This is a genomic window from Neorhizobium huautlense (assembly GCF_002968575.1).
Classification (GTDB): Bacteria; Pseudomonadota; Alphaproteobacteria; order Rhizobiales; family Rhizobiaceae; genus Neorhizobium; species Neorhizobium huautlense.
The window spans coordinates 271,280-292,424 of sequence record NZ_PVBM01000004.1; the positions used below are offsets into that span (position 1 = coordinate 271,280).

Here is a 21,145-nt window from a genome sequence, read left to right on the forward strand (position 1 = left end):
GCCCGTCACTTTACCCAACGGATCGAGGAGAGGCCGTAGTTCACCTCAAGCGGATCCACCGCGACGCCCGTGATGCGCTTGCTGGAAACGATGGCAAGTTCCGACCAAGTAACGGGGATGCTCGGCAGTTCCTGTTGCAGGATCTCGACCGCTTGTGTCTGGAGGGGAGCGCGGACAGAGGCATCGCTTGTCGCGGCGAGCTTTTCCACGACAGCCTGCATCTCCTTGTTGTCCCACCCCGTAGCGCCCCAGTCGCTTCCACCCGGACCATAGTCCTGCAGAAGCGTGCCGACGGGATCGGGCACGATCGAGTAGAGGCGTGAGATCAACCCCATCTCCAGCGTTCCATCCTTGTGGCGGGCGGGGATTTCCGAGCTGTTGCCGACAGATACCTTGACGTTGATGCCGACCCGGCGAAGCTGAGCCTGAAGCGCTGTTGCGAGCGGCGGCAGTTCCGGCCAGCTGGAATAGGTCAGCATGGTGACGCTGAAGCGCTTTCCATCCTTTTCGAGGATGCCGTCCCTGCCCGGCGTCCAGCCGGCTGCCGCCAGCAGCGCCTTCGCCTTTTCGACATCCTGCGTAAGCGGCTCGACACGAGCTATGTTCCAACCCTTCATCGCCGGCGGGAAAAGCTGGGTGGCGGCCAGATCGGCATTGCGCAGGATGACCTTGGTGATCCCCACCCGATCGATGGCGGCGCTGATCGCCTGCCGCTCCTCGATCTGATCGAAGAAGGGCGACGCGGCATTGACCTTGAGGATGCGGGTGCGCGGGATCGTGGCGATCTGGACGTCCAGCTTCGGATTGGCCTTCAGGCGATCGACCGAGACCGGGAGCATGGAGAAGACGAGGTCGGCCTCGCCGCTCTCGGCCATAAGCGCGCGGGTTTCCCCCTGCCCCACGGCGAGATAGCTCACCTCCGAAATGCCGGGCTCGCCGCCCCACCACCTGCCCGAGCCCTCCAGTTCGAGCCGGGCCGGCGGGGTGAGTGTCTTCACCTGATAAGGCCCGGACCCTACGATGCCGGTGATCTTGCCTGCACCGTCGAATGAAGACGGAGCAAGGATAATGGTGCTGAAATGCACGAGATAGGCGGGTAAGGCAGAAAACGGCTTGTGCAGCTTGATGCGGATCTCGCCGCCCTCGCCTGCGATTTCGGCAATCGGAGCCTGGGCAAGGACGCCTACCCCTCCAAGCGTCCGCCTAAGACTGGCAACGGCGGCCTCTGCGGTGACCTTCGTCCCATCGTGGAAAACGGCGTTGTCGCGAAGCGCAAAGGACCAGTTCAAACCGTCATCGGAAACCGTCCATCTTTTCGCAAGGCCGGGGGCGAGCGTGCCCTGCTTGTCGGTCGTGACAAGCGTCTCGGCGACCTGAAGCCGGCTGAAGACATAGCCGGTCTGCGCCGGTTCGATGCCGGCAATCTCCCAGGGTCCCGCGACCTTGAGCGTTTCGGCGCAGGCGGAACTGACCGATATCGGCGCTCCGAGCGTCAGCGTTAGGAAAAGCGCCTTCATCATGCGCATCGCATTCTCCATTTTTGATTGGATATCAAATTGTCCGCTCAGCCTCACTTCGCAGGCCGCAACGCCATATTCGACGTCGTCCTTCGAGACTTCGGCCAAGCTTCATGGATCGATACCCGCCTGGTCTCGCCTACGATCACGGTGAGCGAACCATGCGCCAGTGCCCCGCAAAGATGACGGAGCGCCGCGTGGTCCTGATAGCCGGGCGTCGGATGTTTGGATTTCAGGCTGATATCGCTCATCGCGCCCTCGAAAACTGGAAGCGTTTCTTTAGGTAATGTTATTACGTTCGTCAAATGAAATGTTACGTAATAACATACGCAGCCAGTGACCGCGTTTTGAAGAGGGCCTGAGCCGCTTCGGCAGGTCTTACTTGGATGAAGCGCCAGCCGATCAAGCTGTACGAATTCCGTGGATTATCACTTTTTCAGAAACGCCTAATTAAAGCCTTTTAGCTAGGGTTATCGGCACGGGGTCATCAAAAAGGGGAACTCGCCGTGACATTGCCAATCAAATTTTTGCCCGAGACCTTCGCGAAGAAGACGCTGTGCTGCGCCGTCGCAACGTTGCTTGTGGCAGGCATTGCCGGATGTTCGTTCGTACCCGATCAGGGTCAGCGGACGCCGCTGTCGGTCAAGCAGGTCGGCTATTCGGTGCCGACGAGAAAACCTGTCGAACGCGGGCAAGCGATCGTGAAGCAGAAAGAAGCAAAGATCATCCAGACGAGCTACCTCGGTCGTGCCCCCTATATCTGCACGCCGAGCGGTTTCGGAAGCACGTCGCGCTGTTTCATGCGGTAGGAGTTGCGCGCCGGCATCAGGTCAATACGCTGTACCGAATCGACAGTGATGCCAGGCGCGCAACTCCCCTCCCCCCGGCCCGGTTATGGGGCTTTGCCGACGATCGCCTGGATCTTGCCCAATTGCGCGCCTACATAGTCGCCATAGCGTAGTTTGGTGAACTCGTCGGAGGAGTTCACTGGCGCATTCCTGAAGATGTACCACTGACCGTCAGGTTCACGTTTCTGGTAGATGACGTTTCCCTTCTTGCGATGGCTGAAGCAGGTGATTGCCGGAGCCGAGCCGCTTTGGGCGTACCAACGAGCATTGAAGCAGAGCTTGCCCGGCTTGGTAATAAACCATCGGCCGACCCCATAGGAAGGAGGACCTTCTTCCCTTGACCAGGCTGTGAACCGTCGCGCCCGCACCGAAAAATGGCCCGCACCAGCCTTCCAGATCCACGAGTTTTGGCCATAAAGCCTGTAGATTTCTGTATTGTTCAGGGGGGTAGTGGCCTTCACGTTGGCGCCTCCGGACGACCCGGCAGCGGATGCCGCCGTCGCAAAACCACCGGCTAAAGCGAACGCCAGAAACATTTTCGGAAATGTCAGCATGTCGGAGTTCCTTCTTCAATTCGTGGTTTCGCGGGCCACCCGCCAATCCGGCCGGCCAAAGCCGTTCGGCCAGGGATAGACTTCGCGGTCGTTGAAGTAGATCACTGCGGTCAGGACCGGAAAGTCGGGATACCGTCTGGTCACGCTTTCGGCCCAGTTACGAACGTATGACTCGTCACCTTCATAGCCGAGTTCGGCGACCATGATCGGCTTGCCAAAACGCGAGACACGGCCATATCCTGGCGTCAGCCGTTCAGAAAACGTCTGGTCCCGGCCGGTCGTATAGCGATCGTACTGCTGAAAGCCAAAGACCGAGAGGCCAATGACATCGACCACGTCATCCCCGGGATAAAAGGCCTCAAGGCCCTCATTGCCCTTTGGTGACCACATATATTGGGCCGTCTTCAGATGGGTCCGGCAAACCTGCACCATCCGGCGGTAGGCGGCTATATAGTCGTTGCTCTGCCAGTGCGACCACGAGAACTGGTTGTCTGTCTCATCCATTTCCTGGGCCCAGCGGATGATGACCGGGCTTTTCAATGTCGCGGCGGCAGAGCAGACGGTCGCCATGTACTCGTCCCGCGAACCGTTCAGAATGCCCTGCAGCAGTTCCTGCGGCGTTAAGCGCCAGTCAGGCGACCAGGACCATGGTTCGACTGAAATCAGCAGCGAACGGCCGCGTGCTTGCGCGTAGTCGTCGGCGAGCGTCAGCGTGGACAGGTCGACGTCTTCCCAAGGCAGGAAGAGGTGCTCGATCCTGGAACTCGACGGTTCGTCGAAGTCGCCATGCGGGTCATAGGCGCCGAAGGTTATTGAATCAGGGGTGACGATCGGCCTCTTTATCGACCGTGTCGCCGCTGTCATGGCTGATGGCGCAGCAAACGCAAGTAGTCCTGCTTCGGGAAGATTGCGCGGCATGATCGCCGTAAGGACAGATCCCGACAACAACAGGCTGGTTAACGACAAGGCTATTACTTTCGACAGGTTATGCATTGTCCTCCTCCTTCAGGCTCGGATATCGCCAATCCGGATAAACGGCATCCGTTCTCAATTCAGTTCCCGCCGGAACGGAAACCCATCGTGGCTTCAAGATGATCGTGCGTAGCGCGGCTCCACCTCTGCCCGCCCCGGCGACCCCGTAGCGTTCGGTGAAGAATTGAAGGCTGCCCCCCCAGGCGAGCGCCTCAACCCCGTCTTTTCCACGCATAGTCGTTGCAACTCCGGGGAGGATGACGAGCGTCAACAGCGCAAGCGCCATGGCGGGACGATAAAATCGGGGCGTGGCAATCCTGTTTTCGCGGGAATGCCTGATGACGATGACCAGCAACAGCAGGGCATAGATCGCAGCATTCAGGATCGTAAAGAGGTAAAACCCCTTCGTCGCTCCGGCATCGGCGATGGCGAACGCCGGCAGCACCGCGACAAGCGCAAGGAAGGCATAGGGGGCCAGGACACGCAGCGGCAGCGGATCGACTTCGGACCGCCCCTTTGGAGTGACCCGGAAATCAACAAAGGATCCTGTGAACCAGTCATGGATTGCCGCCAACGTGCCGGCAACCGCCCATGGCCAGCGCGCGAAAAGAAAGAGCATGCATTCCCAGCTCAGGACCTTGGCGTCGTATGGGCGGAACGAACCGCTGGCCCGCCAGCGATAGGCCATCACCACGAGAGTGATCGCGAGCCCTGCAAAATGCAGCAGGAAATCCGGATAGGACACAGCCACGAAGTTTTCACCGCGCACGAGCGCGACAATTGGCGTTGCAAACATCAGCAGCATGAAGAAAGCAAAAAGCGGATACCAGAGCTGGGAGAACAGGAATTGGAACCTGAGCCTGAATGGCAACCGGCCGACGAGGCGGGGAGAATACTGCAGAAGCAGCATGACGAGGCTGCGCGACCACTGGAATTCCTGTGTCACAAGGTCGCTGAACGTGGCAGGCCCGTCGCCATGGGCAATAGCGTCAAGGGCATGTACGCCCCGCCAACCGGCGGCATTCATCATCAACGTGGTGGAATGATCTTCCGCCAGTTCCGGCCCCAGGCCGCCGATCTGTCTGATCGCCGACGTGCGCACCGCATAATGCGATCCTATGCACAATGGCGCCAGTCCTGCATTATAGCCGGCTTGAAGCGAACCGTGCATACTCGCTTCTGCGTAGAGCCTTCCCCGAGCCGACCAGCTTTCAGCCGCGTTCTTGTCGCAGATGCTGGGTGCGGAGACATAGCCGACTTTCGGGTCGGCGAACGGGCGCAGCATTTGGAAGAGATAACCGGGCTCGGGAACGTGGTCGGCGTCGAGCTGCGCGACGAAATCATAACGATCGTAACCATAGTGGTCGTAGAAGAAGGCGAGATTGCCCTCTTTGCATCGCGTGCGTCGCGGCCAGGAGGCCCTGTGGTAATCGGTTCGCCCTTTGCGGGTCGAGACGGAGACACCATGGCTGCGGCACCAGGCGATCGTTTCGGAGGACGGGTCCTCGTCGGCGAGCCATGTATCGTGCGGCACATCCTGGGCTAGCATCGCCTGCAAGGTTTTCCTGACGACGGAGAACGGCTCAGAAGGCGCCTTGGTCACGACCATGGCCACCCGGCTTTCGGCCGGCAGGCGCAAGGGGCCGTTTGGTTTGGTTGCCCGATAGAAGATGACGATAAAATAGGCGGGCAGCAGGGTGATCCAGATCAGCACCAGGCTTACGATCACGGAGCCGAAAGCGTCGTTGTGATGGCGCGGCTCCAGCCACCAAGCCCAGAAGTAGAGAAGGGCAAGGGCCCAGAGCCCGGCCAGGACCAGATATTCCACCCGGCGGGACCCGGCCAGAACCGGCACGAGAAGCGGCTCCTGAGCGACATTCGGGATGTCCTGCACTTTCGTGGTTGCCAGCTCGGTCACGACCGCACCTCCAGCCCGAAGAAGGGGGCAGCCGTACGCACGATGGTTTCGAGATCGGAATATCGTGGCTGGAAACCCAGGGTGCGGCGCGCGAGACTGGCATCTGCATAGAGGCTCGGCGGATCGCCCTGCCGACGCGTATGCATCATGACTGGGACCTTGCTCCCGGTAATTTCCTCAATCGCCATCAGGACCTCCCTGATGGAGAAACCGTGGCTGGAGCCAAGATTGACAGCAAGGTTGCTTCCACCTCCGGCAAGATGCCTGAAGGCCAGCAGATGTGCCTGCGCGAGGTCGGCGACGTGGATATAGTCCCTTATGCAGGTTCCGTCCGGCGTATCATAATCGTCGCCGAATATCTCCAGATGCGGAATTCTGCCGGCCGCTGCCAGCAGGGCCCGCGGGATGAGATGGGTCTCCGGAACATGCCATTCGCCGAGCTCTCCTTCGGGATCGGCTCCGCAGGCATTGAAATAGCGCAAGGCGACGTAACGCAGGCCGAATGCCGCCGCATAATCGGCGAGCATATATTCGCCGATCAACTTGGTTCTGCCGTAAGGGTTTATCGGCGCCTTTGGCGTCGCCTCGTCGATCGGCAGTACGGAGGGCACCCCATAGACCGCGCAACTCGATGAGAAAATGATGTTCTGGAGGCCGGTCTGTCGGCAGGCATCCACAAGTGACAACGCGCCACAGACGTTGTTGTTGTAGTACTTCGCCGGGTTCTGCACGGATTCGCCCACATAGGCGGACGCTGCGAAGTGGATGACGGCATCCGGTACGTATTTCTCGATGGTCTCGATCAGGCATTGCAGGTCGAGGACATCGCCTTCGACGAAAGGGCCCCAGCGCACCGAGGTACGGTTTCCGGTCGTCAGGTTGTCGTAGACGACCGGCTCGATCCCTTCCGAGCGGAGCAGCTTAGCGGTGTGGCTACCGATATAACCGGCCCCGCCCGTGACAAGGATCCGTGGCGTGGTCATCACATGGCCTCCGCAAGCTCGCGCGTCGGGCGAGCGAGAAGGCGCCCGAAATGGTCGATCGTCTGTACGAGGCCTTGCGCCAAATCCACATGCGGACGCCAGCCGAGCTCCTGCGTGGCGAGCGAAATGTCGGGGCGGCGCTGGCGGGGATCATCGGTTGGCAGCGGATGATGGATGATTTTCGACCGGGAACCGGTCATTCCTATCACCTGTTCGGCCAGTTCCCCGATCGTGAATTCCCCGGGATTGCCGAGATTGACAGGCCCCGTCAACGACGGCGGGGAGGCCATCATGCGGAGGAAACCCTCAACGAGATCATCGACGAAGCAGAATGAGCGGGTCTGCGAACCGTCGCCGTATATCGTGATATCCTGCCCCGTGAGAGCCTGGACGATGAAGTTGGAGACGACGCGGCCGTCATCCGGACGCATGCGTGGGCCGTATGTGTTGAAGATGCGAACGACCTTCACCTCGACCTGAAGCTTCTTGTGAAAGTCGAAGAACAAAGTCTCCGCGCAACGCTTGCCCTCATCGTAGCAGGAGCGCGGGCCGAAGGGATTAACATTGCCCCAGTAGCTTTCGATCTGGGGATGGACGTTCGGGTCGCCGTAGACTTCCGAGGTGGATGCCTGGAGAATGCGTGCGCCAGTGCGTGAGGCCAGTTCCAGCAGGTTGAGCGAACCCAATACGCAGGTTTTCGTGGTGTGGATCGGGTCGAGCTGATAATGCGGAGGCGATGCCGGACAGGCGAGATTGTATATCTCGTCGACCTTCAGGTCGAACGGCTGCACTATGTCGTGCGCGATGACCTTGAACGTGTCAAACCGCTCCAGATGGGCTATATTGCGTCTCAAACCGGTGGAGAAGTTATCGAGGCAAACGACTTGATGACCGGCCTGGAGAAGAGTCTCGCAAAGATGTGATCCCAGAAAGCCGGCACCTCCGGCGACAATAATCTTTTTTGACTTCTGGGTTTTTTGTGGTGAGGAACGCCTCCTATAAATCGCTTCTGCAGAAGATTGGGCACGAATTTTACCAAGATAGTTCACGACTACCTCCATACTCGTCGGATTTTTCTTAATAAGACGCAGTTTCACCTATCCAACGACGTTCGCCTTGGATGCTGGCACAGGTGAATATTTAGATATTTCCGGGTATCTCTCCGGGGGTCTTGCTTTTTTATTTAGATACAAGCAAATGGGACAGTTGTCGTTATCATCACATCCTAAAAATTATCGCTCTGTACATTTTTTCTAAATAAGTAATATGGATTATAACTTTTAGCTGTGGCACTTCGGGATTTTCTCCCTTTTCGGCAGGCGCTCCGAGATTGCCGTTCTTAACTTCAGGCTGCCCGGGCTCGGTTTGTGAGCCGGAGGATTTGAATGAGTGAAGAGTTCGGATCTGCAAACAAACCGGCAAAGGGAGAAGGGTGGCCAGACCATCTGGAGCGGCGGCGGTGGCCGCGCGAGCCTGCTACCCAGAAAGAAGACCGTCCCGAAGCTCCACCCGCACTGATCCCCCTGAGGTTCTCGACACTGGATCTGCCTCTTCTGGAGCAATTCGAAGCGTGGCGGGCACATATGGCTCCACTCGTCGAGGTGCATTTGCCGAATGGGAAGTCTCCCGATGATGGTTTCCTTGCCGAGCAGATCGGGTGGCGGCTCGGCGATATGCTCGTCGTTCAGCAACGTACACCCGAGCACAGCTATATCCGTGACCAGGCCATGCTCCGATCGAGCCCGATCGACCATTGGAATCTCGGTCTTCTTCGTAGCGGCCGAGCATGGACCGAAGTTGACCGCCACGTCACAGAGACCGCCCCGGAGGAGATATTCTTCAGGTCTCTCAGTTATCCCTATCGCGGGCGGATAACCGATTCTACAGCCGTACTCCTCTTCTTCTCCTATGAATCGCTGGCGAATGATGCCAGCCTTCTGCAGGCGGCCAACAACACCATCCTATCCGGCAGCCTCGCCGATTTGCTCGTCACTTATATCAACGAAATGGAGGCAAAGCTTAGCAGCCTCACGGCAGGGGAAGTGCCGGGGGTCATACGGGCGGTCAAGGACATGGTTATTGCAAGCGTCACTTCATCGACGAAGCTGGACGCAAAACAGATGCAGACCAACATGGGGATGATGGAGCGGGCACATCGCTATATTCATCTCAACCTTCACTCAGGTAATCTGACACCCGACACCATGTGCCAGGCACTGGGCATCTCGCGCACGCGCCTCTACCAACTGTTCGAATCCAGTGGAGGCGTGCTAAACTACATTCGAAAACGTCGTCTTCAGCAAGCGTATGCGGAGCTGAGCGATCGAACCAACCACAGGCCGATCGCCGAGATCGCAGACGCTGCCGGCTTCGACGTGGCGGCTAATTTCACACGCGCTTTCAGCCATGAATTCGGAGTTAGCCCTCGCGAAATCCGAAGGGCGATGGCGACGGAACACGTGGCCAGCACGGCGGCTTTTGCCACACACAGTCACGAGACAACGATCGGCGATTGGCTGGCGCTGGCAGGTTAATCAGGCCTTGTTGCCCGGGAGATATGGGCTCCTTCAGTCAAGTGAGCGTGAGATCGACGCCAGGATGAAGCTTCTTCAGGTTGGGAAGGGACCTCGCCTGCCAAGGATATTCCGAGCTTCCGCGCACCGTTAATCGGATATTCGGCCTGTTGCGCGCCTCGATCGTGAGTTTTGCGAGCAGGTTGATCCCGGATGAATTGAGAAACTGCAACCCAGTAAGATCCACCGTAACGCGATCCGGTTCGGTTTCAATGATATTCATGACGAGGGAAAAGATAGGCGCGTAGGCCTCTGTGTTGGGCAAGCGCATGGACCCGTCGAAATAAATCTCCGTACCCTCTGACCAGACACGATATTCGTCTTCCGTGACTTCCATATTGAACCGCCCGTTAATTTGAGACATCTGGAACCGCGATAGATGCGTAGGTTTCGAGCGGGATCTTGCCGCCCGGCTCCTCGGCTCCGAAAACCCACGCAAAGTGAGCGCCATAATCGCTCATGAGGGTCAAAAGCCCAAGGCCCGAGCCATTTTCGGTCGTGCTGGTCGCATTCGCCTCGATCCGCTTTATAAGAAGGTCCCCTGGGTCGCCAGTCGTGATTTCCGACAGCAAATGCTGGAACTGCAGCGCGGGCTCCTCATCGATAAGATTGGAGACTTTTGCCCGGAAAACATTGTCGTCGACCGAAGCTTCCACGACGACCTCGCCGGCTGCACGGAACTTCACGGCGTTCTCAATAAGCTCATTCGTCAGATAACCGACATTGTGCCGAACCTCCTTATAAAGGTTGCGGGATGTACGGTAGCGCAATGCGACGAATTCGGCGACAAAATCGGATGTGATGGCACAATGCTTCCAACCGAGTTCGAGAGGTCCCTCGAAGAGGCAAAGCCGTGTGACTTTTTCGCCGGTTCCGATTGCCAGAGCTTCCAGCCCATATAAAGTTGTCATTCGATCACCTGTGTCTCATGACCACGAGCGTGATGTCGTCATGAATTTTCTGCGTACCGATATGGGCCATCAGGTCGTCGATGATCCCGTTTTTCACATCCTCCGCGCTCAAACCGTATCGCCGGCCGGCGCTTTCGCATAGCCGCTCGATCCCGAATAGTTCGCCGTCCGGGCTTTCTGCCTCGGTCACGCCATCCGTATGAAGAACAATCATGTCGCCCCGATCGAAGGTGACTTCTCGTGTTGCCACGAACGGCGAAATGTCCGGTTCCAGTCCAATCGGCAGGCCAAGATCGAGCGTGTCGATCCGTTCCACCTTTCCAAACTTGCGCACGACGATCAACTCCTCGTGTTGACCCGAAAGCGTGAGGCGCCTTCCGTCGTAATCCAGGAAGGCGAGGGAAAGGTGCTTGTTCGTGCTGGTCCTCACAAGGTTCTTGTAAATGGCACGGTTCATGCTGTTCAGGAACTGCGAAGGATCCATGTCGCCTGCCTCCTGCAAGGCCCGTGCGATCGACTGGACCATCAGCATCAGGACGCCGCTTTCGAGGCCATGCCCGGTCACGTCGCCGATGCCGATCTTCAGTCGCTCGCCGTCCTTCAGGACATCGTAGTAATCGCCCCCGACCTCATCGGCCGGCCGCATGTAGGCCGTGATCTCCAGATCGGTTATCTCTTCCAACTCACCGGCCTTTGGAAGCACCATCATCTGGATTCGGCGCGCCACGGCCAGTTCCGCGCCGAGGCGCAGGTTTTCGCTGCGCAACTTCTGATTCAAGGCGGAAATCTGCAGGTTCGCCTCTTCGATCTCCCTCGTCCTGTCGTCAACGAGCTGTTCGAGGTTTTCCGTATGGAAACTGATCTGTTCCGCCATGCGGTTGAAGGCTAGTCCGGCTTCGCCGACCTCATCATGCGTCGGAATATCCACCCGAACAGAATAATCCTTAGCTTGAATGCGTTTGGCGGCATCGGCGAGCGCGCTGATGCCTCTGGTTATGCGCTTGGATATGGCGAAGACCGCTCCGATGACGAAGCACAGGGATACGGCAAGAGCAAGAACCTGGTAAATCAGGATCCGGTTGGTCGCCTTGGAAATCCCCGCCTGGGCGGCAAACAGCGAAGCGTAGATTTCGCGTTCCGGCACGATAATTCCGAGCAGCATGGCTTCACGCCCGACAGGGCCGGAGACCCAGAGATTTGTCGGCTGCAACTGCTTTAGGACGACGAGATACGGAACCTTCTCGCCGTTTTCGTCGAGGAGGATGTGCCGCAACAGTCCATCTTCCCCCAGCGGCAATTGCGCGATTTCCGGCTGTATGCTCCGCCTGAGGGAGCGGCTCAGACCCGTCACGCCTTCGCCGCCCGTATCGCTCAACGCCTGCAGGCCCATGATCTTCTCGCCGATGGGATTGATGGCAACAACATTGCCATCCGACATGGTGAGAAAGCCGAAGCCATTATCGGCGACTTTGACGTTTTCGACAATTTCTGCCAGTTGGTCGAGGGTGATATCGGTTCCGGCGGCGCCTGCAACCTTCGTGCGGTCGCGAGACCAGAGCGGCTGGAAGAAGCTGACGATGAGCTTGCCGGTGATCGCATCCGTATAAGGGGCTGTTTGGGTAATATCATCGTTGACCGGCCGCTGGTTCGGATCCTTGGCCCATTGCTCCCAGGACTCGTAAAGCCCCGGAAAGAAGAAGGTCCAGAACTCCGCGCTGTTATGGCCCGGATAGAGCTTGTCAAAAGTCTGGGCCTGATCCGTGTAAGGCGCCGTGCGGAAGATCGGTCGTTCCTTGGGGCCGATGTAATACATCTGCAGCTTTGACAGACCATTTGCCAGCAGACTTGGTGCAATGAGGTCGAGGACTGTGCTGTTCTCGATATCCTTCTGCACTTCGGGCACCGGGAGATGATCGGAACCGAGGAGATATCCCCACACGCTGACGACGGATGGCGGGCCGGGCAGGTTCTGGGCCCATCCTCCTTTGGCGTCGTAAACGACCTCGACCGTTTCCGGAGCACTGCGAGCCACCGCCTCCCCGATCTGGGTTGCCATCGGAGGGCCGTCAATCTGCGCCTGAAGGACGCCCGCCAGCGTGTTTACGTCGGAATGGACGCGGTTCAGGAGCAGATTGACATGCTCGGCCGTCGTCTCCGCGTAAGAACGGATATAACCCTGATTGGCCTCTTCCAGCCCCTGGCCGACCTCGGCGGTTGCGTCTTGCGAGAGACGTCGCACATTCCAAAGCGCTAGTCCACCCGTTACGAGCAAATCGAAGAGAACCGCGCTTCCGACGACGATTACGAATTTCGCGCGGAACGAGCGCAATCCAAACCGTGCGACCTGCTGGCTTGATGTCCTCATAGTGGTTTACGTCCGGATGCCGCCCAGATTGGCCAGCCGGCGTATCCCTTAGGGTGAAGGGCGGCAAAGATGTGATCCCTGAACCCCTGGCGGAACCGTTCAATGAATTCGGGAGGATCGCCACGTTTTACGGCCATTTCTCCTGCGTAAACCTGTTCCCATGCCGCAATCACGTCGGCAAAGTCCTGGGGATCTCCGTCCAAATTTGTAACCATGAAGGATTCCACCAGGATATCGTCGAAGCCGGCATCGACGAGATGTCGACGGCTCTTGGGTCCAAATTCCACATCCATTTCGAAGTGGCTGAATAGCTTTGCAACCTCATCATATGTCCACTGAATGCTCTGCGATCGGGGTTCTCCGAGGCAGTGCGAATTCTTTTCGTTGGTAATATACACCCGCCCGCCAGGTTTGCAGATCCGATAAAGCTCCTTCAAAAGCGCCGTCGGCCGATTGAATATCTGAAGCGAATGCCGGCAGGTCACCAAGTCGAACTGATTGTCCTCGAGCAGCATTTCCGATGCGTCGCCGTAGGTATACTCGACATCGGCAATGCCGAATCTGGCCGCCATGTCGCGCGCATAGTCAAGGCTTGCCTTCGAGTGGTCGAGCGCCACGATGCGCGTTGGCTGGAACTCTTTTTTGACAAGAATGGCGAAATCACCGATGCCACAACAGATATCGGCCATCACGATTCCCGGACGCATGCCGTGACGGGGAAGGATTGTGCGCTCATGGCGCCATGTCATTTTGGTTTGAGTCCGCAATATCGGAATGAAGCTCGTATCCTCCACGAAGCTTTGGCCGGGATAGAATTTGGAATCATAAACTTCCACGGTCACCCGCGGTTCGATCCTGTTCAGGTGCGTGAACATGCGCTCGGTCCAGCCGACGACGCTTGAGGTCACCACGACGAACCGGAGATCCGGCCTCGCCCGACAGGCATCAAGAACGACGCGAGAAATGGCCTGGAAAGCGGTGTTATTCATTTGGACGAGGCGTCGCAAATTGATGTGGAGGACCCCTCGCACATCAGCTATCGCGCTTTTCAGCATAGAAATGCTTGCCGCGATCTCGTCCACCGAATGCGGCCGGATCACGCCCGCCAGTGAAAACTCCTGGTTGTTGGCGTCGAACTCCGCAGTGAATGGCGCTGAAAAGACTATGGCGTTCAACTTAGGGCTCTTTCAAGCGGAAGGTCGGCGACGAACGTTATATCTGACGGAGCATGTTCCTCGAGATGCAAGTCAGCGTCGAAATTGATCGCCAGATCGAGAAGAATGACCTCCCTGTTTGGTGTCTGATCCATTGAGATGGCGCTCAAGTACCTCCCGAGCGCATCCTCTTGATGAGTCTTCGCTATGGCCTCGCGATAGAACTCCTGCTGTCCGGGGGGGCATCTGAAACTGAGCCTCACACGTTCCTTCAAATCATGTCGATAGACCGTGCAGTCCAGCCTGCCTTCGGGAGAGCCGCCGCGAAACGACACCTCCAGCAGCTCATTGAGAGCAAAGGAGAAGAAATTCGAGTGGCGGATCGGGTCCATGCGGTTATGGCTGATCATCCGCGCCATAAAGGTCGACAGCTGATCGCAATGCTGCCAGTCGGACAGAAAGGTTGCCATGTCCATTTCGAACTGGATCAGGGGTGCGAAGCCCGTTTCCTGAGGCTTCTTCCTGGCTGCACGCATGTCTTCTCCTCCTTTCATCTACTCCTCGGTCCTGAAGCTCTTCACATGATTTGCTGCTGGCACCATCAGGGTTCGAAGGCGGGGTTGGGGCTGGATATCGGCGTTTCCCCGAGAGGAACGGTCGACGCGAACTTGTGCAGGAACGCGTCGATTTTCGATGGGGGCATGGGATGGCCCAGATGATATCCCTGCAGCCGGTCGCAACCCGTCTTGCTGAGCCAAGCAGCCTGCTCGGCCGTTTCCACGCCCTCGGCGGTGACGTTCATGCCAAGTCCGTGGGCGAGCGCAACGATGGATCGGACGATCGTCTGGCTCTTCTCGTCGTTTTCGAGATCCTTGATAAAATATTGGTCGATCTTGATCGTATCGAAGGGGAAGTTCTTCAAGTAGCTGAGCGAGGAGTAATAGGTGCCGAAATCGTCTAGCGATATCTGTACACCCAGCATGTTCAGGGTGTTGAGCGTATCGAGATTGTTTATCGTCCGTTCCAGGAGCACGGATTCGGTAATTTCGAGTTCAAGCCGGTCTGCGGGGATGCCGACCAGATCCAGAGTCTGCGCGATGCGATCCGTAAGCCCCGCATGCAGAAATTCCGCCGGAGAGAGATTAACGGCAACCGTAAAATGGGGCGGCCATTTCATGGCTTCGCGACAGGCGGTTTCAAGCGTCCATTGGCCGATTTCGCTCATCAGGCCGTCCATCTCAGCCATGGGTATGAAGACATTGGGCGGGATGACGCCGACCGTTGGGTGACGCCACCGCAATAGTGCTTCGAAGCCAACAATCGAGAAGGACGGCGTTACCAGGGGCTGATATTGGACGAAAAACTGACCTTCCGTGAGGGCGGTTCGCAAGCTGCGCCGCAACATCTCCCGTTGTTCCAGAACAATCAGCATGGCGCGCGTGAACGTCCGCGCCCGGTGCCGGCCATCTTTCTTGGCTGCATAGAGTGCGATGTCGGCCGCTTTCATCAGTTGCTCGAACTCATTCCCATCAGTCGGTGCAACAGCAATTCCCACGCTTGCGCCGACGAAGACGTTGATGCCACCGACAGTGAACGGCTCCTTGAAGACGCTGACGAGCGCCTCGGCAAGGCGCTCGGCCTCTTTCGGCTGATTGGCTCTCCATTGGATGACGGCGAATTCGTCGCCGGCCAACCGGTAGGCGAATTCCTGGTCTCCCAGCACGCTTCTAATTCGCTCGGCCGCCATTTTCAGCACGGTATCGCCGGCGCCGTGCCCCAACGTGTCATTGACAGGCTTGAAGTCATCGAGGTCGATTTGCATGAGAGCAAGTTTGCTCCCCTCGGAGACCGGAAGGGCGCCCCGTAACTGATCGCTGAATTGCCGTCGGTTTGGTAAACCGGTCAACACGTCGTGGGTTGCCTGGTGCAGAAGAAGAGCGCGGTCTTTTTCGCTCTGGCTGTAGGTTCTATGGAAGCTCGAGGTGCTTTCCGCTTCGATGATGCCGATGCCGCCGGCGCTGCGGAAGATGATGAGCGTGCGTTCATCTCCCGTTTTCACATTCGCAATCTCGACTGTCCGAGGCAGTCCGCTCGCAAGCACGAATTCTACCGCAGATTTTGTCGCATCAGCCAGCAGCTCCGGGTAGACGTGCCACAGGGTTGCGTCCACCAGCGAATCGACGGCGTAGGCTTTTCGATGCCTTGCCGAGCACTCCGTGAGATGAAAGCTCTCATCATAAAAGGAGACGAGTTCAACCGTATCGGCGTAAAGGCGATTTTCCACAGGGGCGGACCGTGTCGCATCGGTATTCGACATCTCTCGTTCCCCTTTCGCACCGTCCTCTTAAACGAAACCTGAATAACCCATCTGCATCTGCTCGACTTTGAATTAACTCAATTCCGGCTGACTCGGTTCTTTCACAAAACTATCGCGTAACGTGTTGTGGTCAATGCCGCGGGACCGACGACGCAGCAAATTCTAACTACTCTAGAGGCGGCGGTGGCATCCATATTTCGGAATTGTTCTGCAACCGAGGGCGAACTTGAACATGATGATCAGGTTGTTCTGGATGGGGGCACTTTGGCCAGCGTGGTGAATTCGCCGTTGCAGTTGGCTAAAAGAGAATTGAAGTCGTCACTCCCCCTGATAGACGAGCACTTCAACGACATCGTCGCATCCATTGGTCTACGAACCCCTGATGCACCCGGCAGCACGGCGTCGATGCTCGCCGCGCTCCTTGGTCTCGCGATGGGGAAGATGGCGATTGCAATTGGATTACGATGGTAACCAATTCCTCGACGCCTTCCTGCGATTGGACGACATTTCGGAACGGCTTGCGGCCTCGGCAGAGCGCGATCAGCACCAGTCTCTGCTGCAATAGTCTCCTTTGTTTAAGCTTCCCCGTGCGCGACACAGCGCACCGCCGGTTGGGCGATCGAACCACATTCCTCCGAGCGGCATCGCTGGCGGTTGGCAGTGGTAGGCGACACCCGTTGGCCCACCAAATGTCTGAACCACTGCTGAAAAACCCGTGTATCAGACCACGAAATCGAAGCGCGCGAACTGGCCGTCGTCCGCGGAGCTGATCGTCATGAGCAGCGCCTCATCGAAGATCCGATCACGCGCATTGCCCGGCTCGCCCGGAAAGAAGAGCTGCGTCGTCAGGACATCTCCGCCCGGCTGCTGAACCCTGAAATGGAAGTGTCGCGTGCGTCCCGGATACAGCGCCGGCACGACGGTGTTGAACCACCAACGTCCCTGCCCGTCGGCGAACTGATGTCCCCGCAGGCGGAAGCCCGAACGATCGTACTCACCGTTTTCGTCCGCTTGCCAGATCTCGACAAGACTGCGCGGCATGGGACGGCAGCGATCATCGAAGACATAACCGGCGACAGTTATACGTTCGCCGCGAGGCGCCTCCAGATGGAGATCCCGTTTCAGCGGTGAGTTCGGCTTGAAGAACGGCCCTGCTTCGCGAGCCGGCGTCGGTTCGTCTCCGTCGGCACAGGCACGGGTCAGCGGCAGTCGCGGCGCCTCCTGGGCAAAGGCGATCGCTCCCGTCAGCGGCACGAGCGGCATGGCGAGAAAACCCGAAAGAAGTGTACGTCTTGATGTTGTCAATGCGGGCCTCCGTTCCTCACCCTATCAGAACTGCCAGTTGACCGGGACCCAGGCATAGCCGGAGTCTGTCTTGAGCATTCGGCCAAGGCCCGGAAACGGATAGTGGAAGCCGAGGACCAGGAGCCGGTCCGCCGCCGCCATGTCGAAGATGCGTCGACGGGAGGCGAGTGCCGTCTCCTTGTCGCGATCCGGCCCCGGCATCCATGGTCGGTCGACGTTGACGATCGGGTGATAGGCGAGATCGGCGGTCAGCAGCAGCTGATCGTTCCCGGACTGAACAAGGAAGTTTGCCATGCCGGGCGTGTGGCCAAATGCCGGAAGCGTCGTCAGACCCGGGACGATATCCGCGCCGGCTTCGTACAACACGATTCCGTCCGCCACTGGCTCGACGCTTCGTTTGATGGCGGCTGCGAAATTACGGCGGAACTCTTCGGGGACCGGCATGTAGGAAAGGTCCGGATCGTTACGAACGAAGAAGTCCCAATCGGCCCGAGGCGCAAAGATGGTCGCACGCGGAAATGCCTTGCCACCGTCCGCGGTTCGAAGGTTGCCGACATGGTCCGGGTGCGTGTGTGAAACCACCACGACGTCGATGTCCTCGGGCCGCAGACCGATGGCGGCCAGATTCTGGAAAATGCGGCCGCCTTGCGGACCCATGGTCTGACCGGCTCCCGCCTCAAGGAGGATGCGCCTGCCATTCGTCTCGATCAGCAGCGTATTGAGATTGAGCGTCATGCGGTCGGTCGGCAGGAAGGCGCGCGTCAGAACATCCTGCAGTTCTGCCTCCGGCGCATCGCTGGCGTAAACACGCGGAGGGCCGCCGATAAGCCCGTCACTCAACACGGTCGCTGAGATGTCGCCGACCCGAAAGCGGTAATGGCCGACATTGCCGCCCTGGCTTGGGAGCGACCCCGCTTGAGAAGCCTGCGCAAAGGTCACGCCGGCCGGCAAGGCCAGTCCCGCCACGGCTGACGCAGCCGTCAGCATGATCTTCCTGCGATTCAGTGTGATTTCAGCCATGATTTTTATCCCGTTCAACATACCTGCTTGCAGGTGTTGTTTTTGATTTCAGCATCGGCGGCAGAGGTGCGATTAGCGCCGCCTCGCGACAAGTACTCTACGGATGACACAGATCAGGCGTGAGGATAAGCTAATCAAAACGGATCAGCTTAATAAGCAGGACTTTGCAATGCGACCGCTGCGCCTGGATAACTTGGAGATCTTTGAGGATGTCGTCCGCTGTGGCGGCTTTAGAGCTGCTGCGCTCGGCAGGGGCGTTTCGTCGTCCGCGATCAGTCAATCGATCGGCGTGCTCGAGGAAGCACTGGGCATCCGGCTGCTGAACCGAACGACACGCAGCGTCGCGCCGACTGAAGCAGGCGAGCAGCTCCTTAGGCGGCTAGGGCCCGCTCTTCACGACATCAGGACAGCGATCGACGACCTTAATCAGCTCCGCGAACGCCCATCCGGCACCGTGCGCATCAATGCACCGGGTCCGGCCGCCGATCACGTTCTGTGCCCCTTGGCCTTTGAGTTCATGGAGATGTATCCCGACGTCAATATCGAGATCGTCAGTGATGCCGCGATCATCGATATTGTGCAGCAGGGTTTCGACGCAGGTGTGCGCTTCGGGAACCAACTCGCCCAGGACATGATCGCCATGCCGCTGGGCCCCGCCTTGCAATATGCGATCGTGGCCTCGCCTGATTATCTCCGCAGGCGCGGCCGACCCGCTTCACCGCACGATCTCCTGCAGCACGACTGCATCCGTCGCCGTTTCCCCGGCGGAACCATGGCGACGTGGAAATTTGAAAAGGACGGCGAAGAGGTGGAGATCACTCCGAATGGTAGGTTGACACTGAGTTCGGCGCATCAGGAGCGGCAGGCCGCACTCGCAGGCTCGGGAATTGCTCACCTGTTCGATGATTATGTCCGTGACGATATCGAGCAAGGAAGAACTATCGAACTGCTCGGCGGCTGGAAGAAAAAACTGCCAAGCTGGTACCTGTATTATCCGAGCCGGCGGCATGCGAGCGCAGCCATGCGAGCATTCCTCGAATACATCCGTCATCAACATTGGTAGCCGGGAATATTGGCGCGACGGCAGGAAACCAGCCGACATCTCCGTAGATGCCGCGGGTTTCGTCTCCGCGGCATCTAAAACTTCGTCACGCCCGGATGTTGCCGACAAGCCCAGCCTGCGCGTTTTGGACCTTGTCTAGCCGCCCCCCCGGAAACAGCTGAAGTAACAAGTTCTGGCGGAGACTTATCCTCTCATACACCGGTTTTCCGGCAGCGGTAGTCTGGAGGCATACGCGTTCAATGCCGGTAGATTGGATCGCCTCGTAAAGTGCCTCGAGCGTGACAGCCTCTCCGAAACCACGCCGCTGGCGATTAGGGTTGGTCGCCACCAAGACCAGAAACAGGTGACCATCCACCTCGCACGCGCCTGCACAGGCGACGGGGCGAGATCCCTCATATGCGACATAGGCGAATATCTCGTCACGCCACAGCTCGAACCCCGGAACCTCGTCATTGCATCCGCCTGCGACAAGCCGTGGGCGCGCGTTCAGATTCCTTTATCTTCCTTCAAATCCGAATTTCTTCTTTCCGAATAGAAGACGTCCAGATTGCTATCTAACCATAGGTTGATTCTTCCACATGACCGGATTGTTGCTTGCGAGCGGATCGCGACTGCTGGGTTGGCGAAACTAGCCTGCGCCGAAATAGGCAGGCCCGGCCAGATCCTCCAAAAGGCTTTCACCGTTCGGAGCCCACGCGAGGCTTACACGCGTCTGGACGCTGGATGCTTGAATATCCATCGCAGCAAAATGGCTGAACCAGCCATAATGAGAAGCCGCTGTTTCGGGCTCGATCGATTGGACCGGGAGGTCCAATCCCGCGCCGATCGACGTGGCTATCTGCCGGAAGGGGACGCCTTCCTCGGCAACCGCGTGATATCGGGCATAAGGAGCTGCCTTCTCGACTGCCAGCCGGTAGAGCCGCGCCGCATCGAGACGATGAACGGCCGGCCACCGGTTCTCACCATTGCCGACATAGGCGACAAGCCCGTTTTTGCGAGCGGTCCCGATGAGTATGGGGATGAATGCATGATCTCCATCGCCGTGAACGGTGGGCGGAAGGCGAACGACCGACACCGGAACCCCCATATTGGCAACTGCATCGGCCGCAACCTCGGAAGCGGCACGGGGATTGGCGCCTTCGGACGAAGGCGGCACCGGATCGGTCGCCTCGGTGACAAGCCCATTTCCGGGCAGCACGCCTATCGCAGACGTGACGACAAGCGGCCTTCGCGAACCGGCGAGTTCTGTGCCGAAGAATTCGATGATGGACCGATCCGCCTCGCAGCTTTCCCTGAATTGCGAGAAATCGTGGTTGAACGCGGTGTGCACCACTGCATCCACCCGCGCTATCGCTGCGCGCAGATTTTCCTGATCACGCAAATCTGCGGCAAAGACATCTGCTCCAAGCGTGGCCAGTATTCCGGCTGCGCCCGCCGACCGGACCAGTCCAATGACCTTGTGTCCGGCAGCGATCAAATCCGTCACCACCGCCGAACCAACAAAGCCTGAAGCTCCTGTCACCAAAATCCGCATTGTCTTGATCTCCCCTTGTCGCCCATGGAACTTCCTTCAAGGCTAGAGGCTTGCTTGCGCACGATCCACGCTTTAAAGTCTGCACTATCGTCGCAATCGTCCGGATTTCGC

Annotated in this window: 21 protein-coding genes; 4 read left to right on the forward strand and 17 right to left on the reverse strand. The window is 58.2% G+C overall.

The window, feature by feature from the left end:
• Positions 1–5 precede the first annotated feature (5 nt).
• Together C5L12_RS06915 and C5L12_RS28040 are read right to left on the reverse strand one after the other, a co-directional pair.
• The gene (locus C5L12_RS06915; protein WP_105371337.1) at positions 6–1,526 is read right to left on the reverse strand and encodes an ABC transporter substrate-binding protein; all 1,521 of its coding nucleotides are present in this window, start codon (positions 1,524–1,526) and stop codon (positions 6–8) included.
• 44 nt (positions 1,527–1,570) lie between these two features.
• On the reverse strand, positions 1,571–1,768 hold the full coding sequence (locus tag C5L12_RS28040) for a hypothetical protein (RefSeq protein WP_157948998.1): 198 nt from the start codon (positions 1,766–1,768) through the stop codon (positions 1,571–1,573).
• 255 nt (positions 1,769–2,023) lie between these two features.
• Here C5L12_RS28040 and C5L12_RS06920 point away from each other — a divergent pair, with 255 nt between their 5' ends.
• Positions 2,024–2,326 (forward strand): hypothetical protein, encoded by a 303-nt coding sequence (locus C5L12_RS06920; protein ID WP_105371274.1) that lies wholly within the window; start codon positions 2,024–2,026, stop codon positions 2,324–2,326.
• An 83-nt stretch (positions 2,327–2,409) separates the two neighbouring features.
• Here the strand turns inward: C5L12_RS06920 and C5L12_RS06925 are convergent, their stop codons facing one another.
• Genes C5L12_RS06925 through C5L12_RS06945 form a run of 5 tightly spaced genes read right to left on the reverse strand, consistent with a single transcriptional unit; the run spans position 2,410 to position 7,841 of the window.
• On the reverse strand, positions 2,410–2,919 hold the full coding sequence (locus C5L12_RS06925) for a DUF995 domain-containing protein (protein ID WP_105371275.1): 510 nt from the start codon (positions 2,917–2,919) through the stop codon (positions 2,410–2,412).
• Positions 2,920–2,934: 15 nt separating this feature from the next.
• Positions 2,935–3,912, reverse strand: coding sequence for a glycoside hydrolase family 26 protein (locus C5L12_RS06930; protein ID WP_105371276.1), 978 nt, complete (start codon positions 3,910–3,912; stop codon positions 2,935–2,937).
• Positions 3,905–5,809 (reverse strand): glycosyltransferase family 2 protein, encoded by a 1,905-nt coding sequence (locus tag C5L12_RS06935; protein WP_105371277.1) that lies wholly within the window; start codon positions 5,807–5,809, stop codon positions 3,905–3,907. Before C5L12_RS06935 ends, C5L12_RS06930 begins: the two co-directional genes overlap by 8 nt.
• Complete coding sequence (gene galE / locus C5L12_RS06940) at positions 5,806–6,792, reverse strand: UDP-glucose 4-epimerase GalE (protein ID WP_105371278.1); 987 nt, start codon at positions 6,790–6,792, stop codon at positions 5,806–5,808. The genes C5L12_RS06935 and galE overlap by 4 nt, the downstream gene beginning before the upstream one ends.
• Positions 6,792–7,841, reverse strand: coding sequence for a UDP-glucuronic acid decarboxylase family protein (locus C5L12_RS06945; RefSeq protein WP_170109062.1), 1,050 nt, complete (start codon positions 7,839–7,841; stop codon positions 6,792–6,794). The genes galE and C5L12_RS06945 overlap by 1 nt, the downstream gene beginning before the upstream one ends.
• 336 nt (positions 7,842–8,177) lie before the next feature.
• Here C5L12_RS06945 and C5L12_RS06950 point away from each other — a divergent pair, with 336 nt between their 5' ends.
• Positions 8,178–9,326, forward strand: coding sequence for a helix-turn-helix transcriptional regulator (locus C5L12_RS06950; protein WP_105371280.1), 1,149 nt, complete (start codon positions 8,178–8,180; stop codon positions 9,324–9,326).
• A gap of 37 nt (positions 9,327–9,363) precedes the next feature.
• Here C5L12_RS06950 and C5L12_RS06955 read toward each other — a convergent pair whose 3' ends face one another.
• The 6 genes from C5L12_RS06955 to C5L12_RS06980 form a co-directional block, all read right to left on the reverse strand.
• Positions 9,364–9,702, reverse strand: a complete 339-nt coding sequence (locus C5L12_RS06955; RefSeq protein ID WP_105371281.1) for a slr1659 superfamily regulator — start codon at positions 9,700–9,702, stop codon at positions 9,364–9,366.
• Between the two features lie 13 nt (positions 9,703–9,715).
• Positions 9,716–10,276, reverse strand: a complete 561-nt coding sequence (locus C5L12_RS06960; RefSeq protein ID WP_105371282.1) for a slr1658 superfamily regulator — start codon at positions 10,274–10,276, stop codon at positions 9,716–9,718.
• Between the two features lie 4 nt (positions 10,277–10,280).
• A complete protein-coding gene (locus C5L12_RS06965; protein WP_105371283.1) occupies positions 10,281–12,641 on the reverse strand; it encodes a SpoIIE family protein phosphatase in 2,361 nt (786 codons plus the stop codon).
• On the reverse strand, positions 12,638–13,816 hold the full coding sequence (locus C5L12_RS06970; protein ID WP_105371284.1) for a class I SAM-dependent methyltransferase: 1,179 nt from the start codon (positions 13,814–13,816) through the stop codon (positions 12,638–12,640). Before C5L12_RS06970 ends, C5L12_RS06965 begins: the two co-directional genes overlap by 4 nt.
• A complete protein-coding gene (locus tag C5L12_RS06975; protein ID WP_105371285.1) occupies positions 13,813–14,331 on the reverse strand; it encodes a ubiquinone biosynthesis methyltransferase UbiE in 519 nt (172 codons plus the stop codon). The genes C5L12_RS06970 and C5L12_RS06975 overlap by 4 nt, the downstream gene beginning before the upstream one ends.
• A 65-nt stretch (positions 14,332–14,396) precedes the next feature.
• Positions 14,397–16,112 (reverse strand): putative bifunctional diguanylate cyclase/phosphodiesterase, encoded by a 1,716-nt coding sequence (locus tag C5L12_RS06980; protein WP_105371286.1) that lies wholly within the window; start codon positions 16,110–16,112, stop codon positions 14,397–14,399.
• Positions 16,113–16,295: 183 nt separating this feature from the next.
• Between C5L12_RS06980 and C5L12_RS28045 the strand changes: the two genes are divergently transcribed.
• Positions 16,296–16,583: a hypothetical protein gene (locus tag C5L12_RS28045; RefSeq protein WP_132410124.1), complete on the forward strand. Its 288-nt coding sequence runs from the start codon at positions 16,296–16,298 to the stop codon at positions 16,581–16,583.
• A 249-nt stretch (positions 16,584–16,832) separates the two neighbouring features.
• On the opposite strand, the gene C5L12_RS06985 is transcribed toward C5L12_RS28045, so the two are convergent.
• Entirely contained in the window at positions 16,833–17,375 is a 543-nt protein-coding gene (locus C5L12_RS06985) for a dioxygenase family protein (RefSeq protein ID WP_425350748.1), read from the reverse strand.
• A 66-nt stretch (positions 17,376–17,441) separates the two neighbouring features.
• Positions 17,442–18,404, reverse strand: a complete 963-nt coding sequence (locus tag C5L12_RS06990) for an MBL fold metallo-hydrolase (protein ID WP_105371338.1) — start codon at positions 18,402–18,404, stop codon at positions 17,442–17,444.
• 136 nt (positions 18,405–18,540) lie between these two features.
• Here C5L12_RS06990 and C5L12_RS06995 point away from each other — a divergent pair, with 136 nt between their 5' ends.
• Positions 18,541–19,500 (forward strand): LysR family transcriptional regulator, encoded by a 960-nt coding sequence (locus tag C5L12_RS06995; RefSeq protein WP_165924153.1) that lies wholly within the window; start codon positions 18,541–18,543, stop codon positions 19,498–19,500.
• An 85-nt stretch (positions 19,501–19,585) separates the two neighbouring features.
• Here the strand turns inward: C5L12_RS06995 and C5L12_RS29205 are convergent, their stop codons facing one another.
• Positions 19,586–19,990, reverse strand: coding sequence for a GNAT family N-acetyltransferase (locus C5L12_RS29205; protein WP_105371289.1), 405 nt, complete (start codon positions 19,988–19,990; stop codon positions 19,586–19,588).
• 138 nt (positions 19,991–20,128) lie between these two features.
• Entirely contained in the window at positions 20,129–21,034 is a 906-nt protein-coding gene (locus tag C5L12_RS07005) for an SDR family oxidoreductase (protein ID WP_105371290.1), read from the reverse strand.
• Between the last annotated feature and the right edge of the window lie 111 nt (positions 21,035–21,145).